Origin of the sequence: Termitidicoccus mucosus, assembly GCF_038725785.1 — a bacterium.
Taxonomy (GTDB): Bacteria; Verrucomicrobiota; Verrucomicrobiia; order Opitutales; family Opitutaceae; genus Termitidicoccus; species Termitidicoccus mucosus.
In genome coordinates this window covers 352,812-364,875 of record NZ_CP109796.1, presented here as the reverse complement: position 1 = coordinate 364,875, position 12,064 = coordinate 352,812, and the positions used below count along the sequence as shown (strand labels likewise).

15 protein-coding genes and 1 pseudogene are annotated in these 12,064 nt (G+C 57.0%); all 16 read left to right on the top strand.

The window, feature by feature from the left end:
- The first annotated feature begins 36 nt into the window (after positions 1–36).
- Entirely contained in the window at positions 37–264 is a 228-nt protein-coding gene (locus OH491_RS01335; RefSeq protein ID WP_145928681.1) for a hypothetical protein, read from the top strand.
- Between the two features lie 385 nt (positions 265–649).
- The gene (gene zigA, locus OH491_RS01330; protein ID WP_084442016.1) at positions 650–1,897 is read left to right on the top strand and encodes a zinc metallochaperone GTPase ZigA; all 1,248 of its coding nucleotides are present in this window, start codon (positions 650–652) and stop codon (positions 1,895–1,897) included.
- A 93-nt stretch (positions 1,898–1,990) separates the two neighbouring features.
- Positions 1,991–2,476, top strand: a complete 486-nt coding sequence (gene hisI, locus OH491_RS01325; protein WP_068769678.1) for a phosphoribosyl-AMP cyclohydrolase — start codon at positions 1,991–1,993, stop codon at positions 2,474–2,476.
- Positions 2,473–3,003: a hypothetical protein gene (locus OH491_RS01320; protein ID WP_145928682.1), complete on the top strand. Its 531-nt coding sequence runs from the start codon at positions 2,473–2,475 to the stop codon at positions 3,001–3,003. Before hisI ends, OH491_RS01320 begins: the two co-directional genes overlap by 4 nt.
- Positions 3,004–3,179: 176 nt before the next feature.
- Positions 3,180–3,362, top strand: a complete 183-nt coding sequence (locus tag OH491_RS01315) for a hypothetical protein (RefSeq protein ID WP_068769681.1) — start codon at positions 3,180–3,182, stop codon at positions 3,360–3,362.
- A gap of 41 nt (positions 3,363–3,403) precedes the next feature.
- Positions 3,404–5,161, top strand: a complete 1,758-nt coding sequence (thrS, locus tag OH491_RS01310) for a threonine--tRNA ligase (RefSeq protein WP_334319200.1) — start codon at positions 3,404–3,406, stop codon at positions 5,159–5,161.
- 239 nt (positions 5,162–5,400) lie between these two features.
- A pseudogene (gene dcd, locus OH491_RS01305) lies at positions 5,401–5,981 on the top strand (dCTP deaminase).
- Positions 5,929–6,633, top strand: a complete 705-nt coding sequence (locus OH491_RS01300) for a GTP-binding protein (protein WP_342750835.1) — start codon at positions 5,929–5,931, stop codon at positions 6,631–6,633. The pseudogene dcd and the gene OH491_RS01300 overlap by 53 nt, the downstream one beginning before the upstream one ends.
- 299 nt (positions 6,634–6,932) lie before the next feature.
- On the top strand, positions 6,933–7,304 hold the full coding sequence (locus OH491_RS28100; RefSeq protein WP_425429186.1) for a GTP-binding protein: 372 nt from the start codon (positions 6,933–6,935) through the stop codon (positions 7,302–7,304).
- 181 nt (positions 7,305–7,485) lie between these two features.
- Positions 7,486–7,872, top strand: a complete 387-nt coding sequence (locus tag OH491_RS01295) for a hypothetical protein (RefSeq protein WP_068769684.1) — start codon at positions 7,486–7,488, stop codon at positions 7,870–7,872.
- A gap of 217 nt (positions 7,873–8,089) precedes the next feature.
- Positions 8,090–8,872, top strand: a complete 783-nt coding sequence (locus tag OH491_RS01290; protein ID WP_342750834.1) for an ABC transporter ATP-binding protein — start codon at positions 8,090–8,092, stop codon at positions 8,870–8,872.
- A gap of 53 nt (positions 8,873–8,925) precedes the next feature.
- Positions 8,926–9,084, top strand: a complete 159-nt coding sequence (locus OH491_RS01285) for a hypothetical protein (RefSeq protein ID WP_342750833.1) — start codon at positions 8,926–8,928, stop codon at positions 9,082–9,084.
- Positions 9,030–9,614, top strand: a complete 585-nt coding sequence (locus OH491_RS01280) for a class I SAM-dependent methyltransferase (RefSeq protein WP_342751064.1) — start codon at positions 9,030–9,032, stop codon at positions 9,612–9,614. The genes OH491_RS01285 and OH491_RS01280 overlap by 55 nt, the downstream gene beginning before the upstream one ends.
- Complete coding sequence (locus tag OH491_RS01275) at positions 9,583–10,188, top strand: peptidoglycan recognition family protein (RefSeq protein WP_342750832.1); 606 nt, start codon at positions 9,583–9,585, stop codon at positions 10,186–10,188. Before OH491_RS01280 ends, OH491_RS01275 begins: the two co-directional genes overlap by 32 nt.
- A gap of 13 nt (positions 10,189–10,201) precedes the next feature.
- Positions 10,202–11,596, top strand: coding sequence for a CobW family GTP-binding protein (locus tag OH491_RS01270; RefSeq protein WP_068769688.1), 1,395 nt, complete (start codon positions 10,202–10,204; stop codon positions 11,594–11,596).
- Between the two features lie 34 nt (positions 11,597–11,630).
- Positions 11,631–12,053, top strand: a complete 423-nt coding sequence (locus OH491_RS01265) for a hypothetical protein (protein ID WP_068769689.1) — start codon at positions 11,631–11,633, stop codon at positions 12,051–12,053.
- The last annotated feature ends 11 nt before the right edge of the window (positions 12,054–12,064 follow it).

Genomic DNA, 12,064 nt, shown 5'->3' with positions numbered 1-12,064 from the left:
GTCAAGCGTGCCGCATCCACATTCCTGACGGTGCCAATGAGCCCCATCGACCACAAGGGTTTGCCAAGGGCGACAAAATTCACACGCCAGCCGTCGTGTAGATGCCCGATTTTGGTCAAGACCTCCGGGACCAACCGTTTCATTTTGGATGGAGATTCGGGTGGTGCCGGTGTTGATGAGGGCGATGTTCCGATTGCCGATGGAACCGGCGCTGAGAGTTCCAACCGCTCGTCGTCATTAGAGATCTTTTCAAGGGTTTCTTAAGAGAGTGCGTTCGCATCGGCTCCGCTTGACGACTTTGCTAAGCTACTGTTTCGCCACCCGCGCTTCGGATTGTGGGTGGATTTGATTTCAAACACAACCAAAGCCATGCGAGACGTTTTTATCCCCACAAATTACAGCGAATGGAGGCATTGCATCGAAGTAAGATGCGCCCTTACGCTTAGCCCTGAATTTTGCAATCGGCGCATCTCGGCGCTACGCAACACCGAGGACCGGCAAATACGCGAATTCATTCGTATTTATGGCCGGGCGCATCTCGAGTCTGTCATCGGTTGGTTTGAACGAGCTCTGACAGAGACGACCAAGTGAATGCTGGATGGCTTCCAGAACCAATCCATCCCAAACCAGAATTCATTATCTCCTCCCTATGCATACTGCAAAAAAAACACAGCCGCTCGATGGCGCCATCGAAATCGAGGTCACCGATCCACGTCTGCCTGTCACCGTGTTGTCCGGGTTTCTTGGCTCCGGGAAAACCACTTTGCTCAACCACATCCTCACCAACCGCGAAGGGCTGCGCGTCGCGCTCATCGTGAACGATATGGCGGAGGTTAACATCGATGCGGCCCTCGTCGGACGGGGTGCGGCGGCGGTGTCGTTGCGAGAAGAAAAAATCGTCGAATTGTCCAACGGTTGCATCTGCTGCACCTTGCGGGAGGATTTGCTCGTCGAAGTGGCTCGATTGGCACGTGAAGGGCGTTTTGATTATTTGTTGATTGAATCCACGGGCATAGCGGAGCCTTTGCCGGTGGCGGAAACATTTACGTTTGCCGGGGAGGACGGCGTGAGCCTTGGTGCGGTGGCGCGACTGGACACGATGGTGACGGTCGTGGATGCATTTAATTTTCTCAAAGACTACAGTTCCGGCGACTCACTGCGAGATCGCGGTCAGGTGAACGGGAGCAATGACGAGCGCTCGCTTGCACCGTTGCTGGCCGAGCAAATTGAATTCGCCGATGTCATTGTGCTCAATAAATGCGATCTCGTGGATGCGGACACGCTAGCGCTCGTCACTCATATGGTGCGCACGCTCAATCCCGACGCACGCTTCATTACCGCTGAACACGGACGTGTACCGATACAGGAAATGCTCAACACAGGACGCTTTTCTTTAGATGACGCATCGAAATCGCCGATGTGGCTGCGAACCCTGCGTGGTGAGGCGCATTCGGAAATGGATGAGCATGGGGTTATGAGTTTCGTGTACCGCGCACGACGACCATTTCATCCAGAGCGATTTTGGACATGGGCTTCGCATCCGCCGGAAAACGTGGTGCGCTCGAAGGGTTTTTTCTTCCTCGCCACGCGCATGGACTGGGTCGGCGAATGGTCGCACGCGGGAGGCATCTGCAAGTGCGAGCCATCGGGCAACTGGTGGGCTGCCATGAGTGAGGAATACTGGCCGGCATCAACCGCATCGTTTAACGCCATCATGAAAAATTGGCAGGAGCCGTTTGGTGACCGACGCCAGGAACTGGTATTTATCGGCACGGGGGCAATGGATCGCGAGCCCATTACCGCGCAACTCGACGCCTGCCTGCTTACTGATACGGAAATGCGCAAAATGCCAAGCGCGTGGCGCGAGTTGCACGATCCATTTCCAAAATGGGAGTAGTCAGCAAGTGTCCAGTATGCCCCCTGCGTTGAATGGTTGAGATGCCCGTACTCGGAAACCCTCTTGACGACTTTGCTACGCTTCAGTTTTCGCATGCAATTCCTCCCGCAAACCACTCTTTTCGAGATCGAAGAAGGCGACAAATTGCGCCCCAAATTCAATGAGCACGACCTCATCCCTTGCATTACCCAGGATCATGCCTCCGGCGAAGTGCTGATGCTGGGATGGATGAATCCTGAGGCGCTAGCCAAAACCATCGAGACCGGCCTCGCCCATTATTATTCCCGTTCGCGTCAAAAGCTCTGGAAGAAGGGGGAGCAATCCGGCCTCTTTCAGCATGTGATTTCACTTATCATCGACGACGACCAGGATGCCGTGCTTATCAAGGTAAAAGTCGATGGCGGCGCGTCATGCCATGTTGGATACCGGTCCTGTTTCTTTCGCCAGCTTGCCCGACCCACGGCAGACACGGATTTTTCCCTCATTTTTCTTGAAGCCCAAAAAACTTTCGATCCCGTGAAAGCCTACGGCTTGGCCGCCTCCTCGCTCCCGTCCAAGTCAACCCGAGTAGCGTCATGAATCCCGCCGTTGTTACCTTACACAAGACCAAACACCTGCTCGCGCATGTGCTGGTGGCCGCGGGAATACGGCAATGGCCGCAGGCAACGCTGGGCGACAGCGGTGAAACCGCCACCGGGTTTTATGCGGACTTTGGTCTTTCATGCGCACCAGATGAGGACGAACTTCATCGCTTGAATGACGAAATGGCACGAGTACTGCGCAATTGCCGGATTTTTCGCGAATTGAATCTCGCCGCGCCGGAAGCGGCAGAAATCTTTCAAGGTCAGCCGTGGAAATTGCAGCAAGTGTCTGCGATTCTGGAAACGGACCGGCGCGTGCGTTGCTACGAAATCGACGGCGTTGTCGATGTCTGTGACTGCGTGCTCAAAGACCTGCGGGAATTGCGCACCGTGCATCCGGAAAAATTTGCCGTGGTGCGGGCCTGGCCGGTCGTGTGGTCGGATCGGGGACACGATATATTATTTACACGAATCGCCGGGGAAATGTTTCCACCTCCCCTTCCATGCGAATGCTGCCCGGTGTGATGTCGTTATGCGAATCCAGCAGATGGAACGCGCCCCGCTTGACGACTTTGCTAGGCTGTGAGTTACCCTCCATGAAATTGCCGTTTTTCCCTCGACCGCCTTCCGTCCCCGCACCCTTGGCGATTATTGACACATTGCGGGATCGAAATCTTTCGGAGTGTTTCTCTGCGACGGCCATGGTGATTTCCACGGAGCCCAATAACAACGAACTCTCCACGCTCCTGCTGCGCTGCCGCACCATGGAAGAAGTGAAGTTGCTCGCCTTTGCCTATTACTTGCGGGCGGTGAGTGAAGGCGGCCTTGTCGTGCTGACAGACGAGAAAAACAAGGTCGCCGCCCAGGCATGGCTTTTCGACTAAGCACCACATCTTTCCGTAATCCTCTTTCGTTCTCTCTTTTTATGTCCATGACTTCTGTGCAGGAACTTCGGCATTCCACCGCGCATGTGCTCGGTGCCGCCGTATCGCGCCTCTTTCCCGAGGTGCTCCTTGATATCGGGCCGCCGACCGACACCGGTTTTTATTACGATTTCGGCGGACCTCAACGCTTCACGATGCAAGATCTATCCGTCATCGAGGCAGAGATGGCACGCATCGTAGCCGAAAACCAACCCTTCGTTCGCCGTGAGGTTTCGCGCGAGGAGGCGCTCCGCTTTTTCACCGGACGCGGACAAACCTACAAACTCGGCCGACTCGACGATATCCCTGAAGGCGAGCCGGTGACACTCTATACCAACGGCGATTTCACCGACCTGTGCGCCGGCACGCACGTCATCTCCACCGGCAAGGTCGCGGCGTTCAAGCTGCTTTCCATTGCCGGCGCCTGGCACCGGGGAGACGAAAAACTTGGCCAACTCCAGCGCATCTACGGCACGGCCTTCGCCAGCCAAGAAGAGCTGGATGCACACCTCGCTGCGCTCGCCGAGGCCGCACGCCGTGATCACCGCAAACTGGGACAGCAGCTCCATTTGTTTCGTATTGATGCGAGCATCGGCAGCGGTCTGCCCCTGTTGCTGCCGAAAGGCGCGATCATCCGAACCGAACTGGAAAAACTCATTTCCGCCAAACTCATCGAATATGGCTATGAGCGACTTTACTCGCCGCATATCGGCTCCATCGATCTTTATAAGACATCCGGTCATTATCCTTACTATGCGAATAGCATGTATGAGCCCATCCACATCGAGGATCGGGAGTTTTTACTAAAACCGATGAATTGTCCGATGCACCTGATGGCCTACACGTCGGAGCCGCGCAGCTACCGCGACCTGCCGCAACGCTATGCGGAATTCGGCACCGTGTATCGCCAGGAGCAATCGGGCGAACTCAACGGCCTCGTGCGCGTGCGCGGCTTCACTCAGGATGACGGGCACATCCTTTGCACGCCTGAGCAATTGCAAGATGAATTCAAACAATGCCTGCGACTTGTTCAGGAAGTGATGGCCATTTTCGACCTGAAAACACGCTGCCGCGTGTCGCTGCGCGACCCGGCCAATACCGCCAAGTATGCAGGCGGGGATACGCTCTGGGCACCGGCCGAAGCATGTATCCGCACGGTTGTGACGGAACTCGGGCTGGAGCACACCGAGGGACTCGGCGAGGCGGCGTTTTACGGACCAAAGCTCGATTTCATGGCGCTCGACGCGCTGGGGCGCTCTTGGCAAATCGGCACGATCCAAGTGGATTTCAGCCTGCCCGAACGCTTCGGGCTCGAATATACTGGCCGCGACGGGAAACCGCATCGTCCTGTGATGATTCATCGCGCCGTGTTCGGTTCCATCGAGCGTTTTATGGGGCTGCTCATCGAACACTATGCCGGCGACTTTCCGCTCTGGCTCGCACCTGAGCAGATTCGTTTTCTGCCCATCACCGACGGGCAGACGGAGTTCGCTACTCAACTCGCCGCCCGCGCCCGCCGGGCTGGATTGCGAGTGACGATTGATGCCCAGCGCGATCCGGTTGGCGCCAAAATCCGCCGGGCGCAGGCCGACAAGGTGCCGTTTGCTGTGGTCCTTGGAAAGCGCGAGGTCGCCACTGAAAGCGTATCCATCCGTTCACGGGTGAATGGCGACGAGGGCGTGATCAGCGTGGACGCCTTCTTCAAGCGTGTGCAAGCCGAGGCCAATCCTGAAACAGCAACCGCCACTGCCTGCACATGAGTTTACTGCTCCCCCCTTGGCAACACGGAGGAACCGGTCTTGCCTGAAGATGGCCATGCTCACCGACGTGGACAACAAGAGTATCTGCCAATTTTCCGCGCTTGAACAATTTGAGAGCGAACGCGAAACCACTCCCCGCAGACATGGCTGCGAACCTGCGCACCGTCCTCGATATACTTGACCTTGCGTCACCGGCATCCGTGTCTGGCAATTCTCCTCGCCCGGCCTCTTTCGAAAACATGATCCTCAACGACCGCCAAATTTCCACCCGTGCCCGCGCGGGCATGATTCGTCCCTTCTCGCCCGAACTCGTGCGCGTGGCCGACGGGCATCCACACTCTCCTTTGGCTTGTCCAGTTACGGTTACGACCTGCGGCTTTCGCCCCGGGAATTTAAGGTATTTCGTCACGTGCCGGGCACGGTAGTGGATCCGAAGAATTTCAATCCACGCAACTTGGAAAAAGTGTTGCTACAGGAAGACGCGAGCGGTCGTTTTTTTATCCTGCCTGGTCGCAGCTACGGTCTTGGAGTAGCGGTGGAGCAGCTCGACCTGCCGCCAGACGTGACGGCAATCTGTGTGGGCAAAAGCACCTATGCGCGCTGCGGCATTATCGCCAACGTTACTCCGGCCGAGGCTGGATGGCAGGGACATCTCACGCTGGAATTTTCTAATTCATCGGCCGCCGATTGTCGCATCTATGCTGGCGAAGGCATTGTGCAGATGCTCTTTTTCACTGCCGAACCCTGCAAGGTATCCTACCGGACCCGTGAAGGGAAATACCAGCACCAGAAACAGCGCATTACGCCGCCGAAAGTCTGATTCGGTTCGAGGATCATCATCAACAATTGACCGCGAAGGCAGCGAAACCATGCGCTTGTTTGATCCCAGTCTGCTTGGTCAGTTGGCATCCGGGTCGAAGTTCAGGCCCGACGTGACCGTGATCAGCGGTTTTCTCGGCGCGGGCAAGACAACGCTGTTACAGCAACTCCTAAAAAAAACTCCACATGGCCTGCGTGTGGCGATCGTCGTCAATGATCTCAACGAGATCAATATCGACGCCCTCTTTCTGGAGAAAATGCTACCATCCGAGTCCTCTGCGAGCATCGCCTCCACCGTGGCCTTGGGTAATGGCTGCGTGTGCTGCACGGCGAGGGACGCGCTCGGTGATGCCATTGTGGAATTGGCCACCAGCGGCAAGTTTGATCACATCATCATCGAGAGCAGCGGGGCCGCAGAACCACGCCCGGTGACGGATCTTTTCTATCAAACAAACATCGTTGGTCCACGTCTGGACGAGGTGGCGACCCTTCATGTGCTCATCACTGTGGTGGATGCTGCCGCCTGGTTCCAGGCCTCGCTGGAAGAACATAGATTGAACGCAGACGCATTGGGGAAGGTTGTCGGCGCGCATCAATCCTTGTTCACATTGATGGTAGAGCAGGTGGAATGTGCTGATGTCATTTTTGAATAAGATAGACCTCGTAACTTCAGCAGAGAGCGAAACGGTTTCCGCACAAATCAGGGGCTCAATTTGCGAGCGGAACTCATCAAGACCAAGAACGCCTGTCTACCGGATGGTGTCTGGCCTGGGCTTGTCGTTTCGATCAATCCAAACGCGTCGAGGCGCAAACTGGATGGACGCACTCAATCAAGCCCGAAAAATAGCATGTTCCTCACCGGAGTTAAGAATACGCTCACAGACTCATTGTGTCCGTACGCCAGCCGGCAAATTATTTCCGGTGCCGGGCCGCAGTGATTTTGCCGCCCGCTATGGACTTGGAAGTTTTCTTTACACGGGTCGGAAACCCTGTGCGGCGGCGCGTCTGCGGAAATTTTTCGAGCAAGGCTGGCCCGGTCTGGTGCGCGCCAAGGGATTTTTCTGGAGTGTGGAGGCCCAATCGCATCGGGTTCCTTTCTGTCGCCGGTCGCGAGACGCGGATCGACTATCTCGGCCCTTGGGCGGCTGCTTTGGTCGAGCGCGGGAGCGTGCCGTTTTCCGCCATACCCGATTCCCTCCGCGAATTCTGGCAGGAGCCGTCCGGCGATCGACGTCAGGAAATCGTGCTGATCGGCGTGAACCTAGACGCAGATGCATTGGGTCGGGCCTTGAATGAGCAAGTCATCTCATTTACACATTCTTAGTATATTGATGCCTATCAATGTAATAAGTGCCAAAAGACCTCGACTGATATTATCAGGATCATGATAGCAGTATTGCCCGTAAAGATCGTATCCGATTAGGTTAGACGACAGAATAAGACATAATCCGCTGGATCTATTGCCCCTTGACGACTCTGCTACTCTACTTCTTCCAACACGAGCCATGTTCACCTTCAACCGCCTCCACCCAACGACGCTGTACCGCATTGCGAGCGTGTTGGGCGTGGCGTTGATCCTGATGTTGAGCGTGCTGGCGGTGCGGTCCGACTGGCACGAGCTGTTTTGCCATCACGAAGCGGAGTCTCATGCCTGTTCACACCGTGAGGACGCTTCGCCAGCCCATCAGCACGGCGAGGCCGGTGACATCGACTCTGCCGAGGGGTGTGTGGTCACCCTTTTTGCGCAAGGCCATGTATTGGCTGCGCTGTTCTTCGCTCTGTCGCTTTTTATCGCGATCGTGCGGATAGTGTCGGGTTTTCCCACGCGTGTTCTCGCGCTCGTTTCTGTTGATCACAGGTGGCCGCACGGTTGTGGCCCTCCGCTGGCCTGAATTCGCATCGCTGAGCAATCTCCGGGGTCCGTGCAATCCGGAGTGCCCGCACATCCGCAGTCCGTTCACGGACGCAGTGTGCCCTTCTGCCCGAACACAGGCCAGACATGTCCTTACACAACCGTTTGTTATCTTTCGTATCACACACCGCAGCCGACAGGTGCCTGCGCGAGACGTTTCCCAAGTCCAATTAAACACACTCTCACCCTCTCCCACCATGCTCATCATCGACAACCTCACCAAGCGCTTCAACGGCAACACCGCCATCGATGTACTCTCCTTCCAAATCGCATCGGGTGAGCTTTTTGCCCTGCTTGGCCCCAATGGCGCGGGCAAGACCACCACGATCAATTGCCTGCTCGGGTTCTTGAAGCCTGATTCCGGGCGTGCCTTGATTGATGGACTCGATGTCGCAATCGAGCCCCTGGAAACCAAACGCCGTCTCGCCTACATCCCCGAGCAGGTAAACCTCTACGGGCACTTCAGCGGTGTGGAAAATCTGGCTTATTTCGCCGAACTCGGCGGGCATCGTTATTCCGACAGTGAGCTACACGCATTTCTTGATGATGCCGGTTTGCAGTGCGAGGCCCATGATCGCCGCGTGAGCGGGTACTCCAAGGGCATGCGACAGAAAGTCGGCATCGCGATCGCCTTGGCAAAAAAGGCGAAAGCGCTCCTGCTTGATGAGCCCACCAGCGGCCTTGATCCAAGTGCATCGCATGAGTTCAGCCGACTGCTCGGACAACTCCGAAGCCGCGGCGTCGCCATTCTCATGGCCACGCACGATCTTTTCCGCGCGAAGGAAGACGCTACGCGCGTGGGCATCATGCGCCGCGGTCAGTTGGTGCGCGAACTCACCGCCGCAGAAATCAGTCACGCTGATCTCGAAAACTCTACCTCGAAACCATGCGCGCCTGAGTGTGCCTCCAACCAAGGCTACGATGCCGATTCCATGCACATGATGCCGACGCAGACTGCAGTCGCGGCGAAGGCCGCCTAGACATTCCATTTCTAAACAAACCTTCGATCCCGATGAATCCATCCAATGCTCCCATGAAATTCGACCGGCAACACGCCGAGTCTTACGACGACCGCTGGACAAAACTGGCACCGTTGCGCGACAGTCTGCATTTGCAGATGAACTTGGTTTTCAGGAACTGCCGCGCGATGCCCATGTTCTTTGTCTTGGCGTCGGCACCGGCGCAGAACTGATCGCCCTCGCACGATTCTTTCCCGGCTGGCGCTTCGCGGCGGTCGATCCCTCTGCGCCTATGCTCGACGTTTGCAAGCGACGCGTTGCGGCGGCGGGCATCGCCGACCGCTGCGATTTCCATGCGGCCTACGTGCATGAACTTCCTGCCGAGGTTAAGTTCCATGCCGCCACGGCGATTCTTGTTTCTCAGTTTCTCACGGACCGGGCGCAGCGCGTTGGTTTTTTTTGCGAGATCGCGTCCCGGCTTCGTCCGGGCGGATTGCTCGTCAGCGCCGATCTCACGACTGCTCCGCGCGGCCAGCACGAGAGCCTGCTTGGCGTCTGGCAGCGGATGATGCGTTACTCGGGAGCGAACGAGGAACAGATTCAGGGCATGCTTGCCGCCTACGCTCGCGAGGTCGGGCTGCTACCGGCCGAGGCAATGGAAGCATTGCTCGCCGAAGCAGGCTTCCCCTCGGCCGTGCAATTTTCGCAGTCCCTGTTGATTCACGCTTGGTATGCGCGACGTGAAAATGATCTCGAAGCATAACCGTCGCACCTTTCTCATTGGGCTGGCTCTGCTCGGAAGCTCGGTGGCGCTTCGCGGCGCAGCCAAGACGATTGCGGGGCGAAGCCGCCCGGCGGCATTGGATCGTGTCGCAGCGACGACCCGAGCGCTCACCATCGTTCCCGACCGCTGGAAAATCATTGTGGGTCATCATAGCGGAACCGCTGTCGGGAACGCGGCGATATTCGACCGCTATCATCGGTCTCACGGCATGGAGCATGGCCTCGCTTATCACTTCGTCATTGGCAACGGAAGCCGATCGGGTGACGGCGAAATTGAAATTGGCGGACGCTGGTTGAAGCAGTTCGCCGGGGGACATGTCCACGACGAGGCGGTCAACCAAGTCGGCATCGGCATTTGTTGCGTTGGGAATTTTGAGGAAACCCAACCCACGCCGGGGCAACTTCGTTCTTTCATCGCGTTGGTCGAATATCTCAAAGCAGATGTAGTAAAGACTCCGGTGCGTTTCGCGGTGCACCGCGAAATCAATCCCGGGCGCACCGTTTGTCCCGGCCGAAATTTTCCCATCGCGGCGATGCACGCGAGATTCGGCTGAACGAATTTCCATTATGAACCCAAAGAATCCCATCCCTGTGACTATCCTCACTGGCTTTCTCGGCGCAGGAAAGACCACGCTGCTCAACCGCATTCTCACCGAACAGCACGGCAAGAAGATCGCCGTCATCGAAAACGAGTTTGGCGAGGTTGGCGTTGATAACCAACTCGTCATCCAAAGCGATGAGGAGTTGTTCGAAATGAACAATGGCTGCATTTGCTGCACCGTGCGCGGCGATCTCATCCGTATTCTCACCCGGCTGGCCAAGCGCAAGGAGCCCCTTGATGCGGTGCTCATCGAAACTACTGGGCTCGCCGATCCCGGTCCAGTGGCGCAGACGTTTTTCACCGACCCCGAAATTCGCGAGGTCTTCCGCCTCGATGCGATCGTCACCGTCGTAGACGCAAAACACATCGCGCTGCATCTCGACGACTCCGATGAAGCGCGGGAACAGGTCGCATTCGCGGATGTGATCCTCTTGAACAAGATTGATCTCGTGGAACCAAACGAGCTAAACGCATTGGAAGCTCGTCTGCGGAAAATGAACGCTGCCGCGAAAATCCATCGGACGCGCAACGGGGAGATTGCCTTGGATCGGGTGCTGGGCGTAGGCGGCTTTAATCTCTCTCGGGCCACGGAAATCGACCCGCAGTTCTTGGAGCCGGAATATCCGTTCGAGTGGGCGGGCGTCTATGAACTGCCCGCTGGCAAAGCGGCCTTGACCATCGATGAAGGACCCGATCCCGAGATGAGCGTGACATTGCTGCCGGTTGCCAGTCTGAGCGAGACTGACATCACGACCGCCCGCGAGGCGGCGGTGCGGACTTTTTCGGATTGGGAGACGGTTCTGCGCCCCGGTGACGCCATCCTGCCGGGTGAAACGCACCAACAACTGAGTTTTTCTGCTTTTCCGGCAGTTTTTCCCGTGCTTGTAAAAAGGGCAGGGCTTTACGCTCTGTTCACCCAGCACCATCCGGATGAGTTCAATGCCGCGCTCCACATCGCGGGCGAAGGCGTTGCGCCGAAATGGGAGCACACCTTCAAGCCCGACCATGAGCACGACGAAGAGGTGACGTCCGTAGGCGTAAGCCTGCCCGGAAATCTCGATGGAAAGCGATTGAACGAGTGGCTGGACGTGTTGTTGCGCACGAAGGGCAACGACATCTTCCGCAGCAAGGGCGTGCTGGCTGTCCACGGCAGCGACCAACGGCTGGTTTTTCAGGGGGTGCACATGCTCTTTGACGGACGCCTCGACCGCCCATGGGGCGACGAGTCGCGCGTGAACACGTTCGTTTTTATCGGCCGAAATCTCAACCGAGATGAATTGGTCGAAGGATTTAAACGCTGCTTGGTGACAGATGGAGTGATTGCAGGGCACGCAGTGCCTGATGGATCGCGGGAGGCTTGACGACTTTGCTAGGCTCATTCCACCACACATTTCGATGACCTTCCCCCGCACCCATTATACGCCTCGCTTGCACCGCCTCATGGCGGTGCTGGGCGTGATGGTGATATTGGCACTGAACGTGTTTGCAGCAAGTTCTGCCGCGCACGAATGGCTTTGCGGCCATCTCAGGCATTCCGGATATGTGCACTGTGACGAGCATCATGCCTCCCCTGCGTCCGACACGCACGATGGCAAACTTGCCGAAGGAATGGCCGGCGCGAATGGACACGACCATGATGACTCCGGCTGCATTATCACACTTTTCTCAAGCGGCCACGTGCTCGTTGCAATCGGGCTGCCGGCGACGGCTTTCATAGAGCGTGTGCTTGCCATACGGGTGGCCACTTTTCCACCGGTGCCGGTACTGGCGGTGATCCCGCATGCGTTGCCGCCGGGGCGTGCGCCGCCGCGGGTCTAAATTGGCTTGAT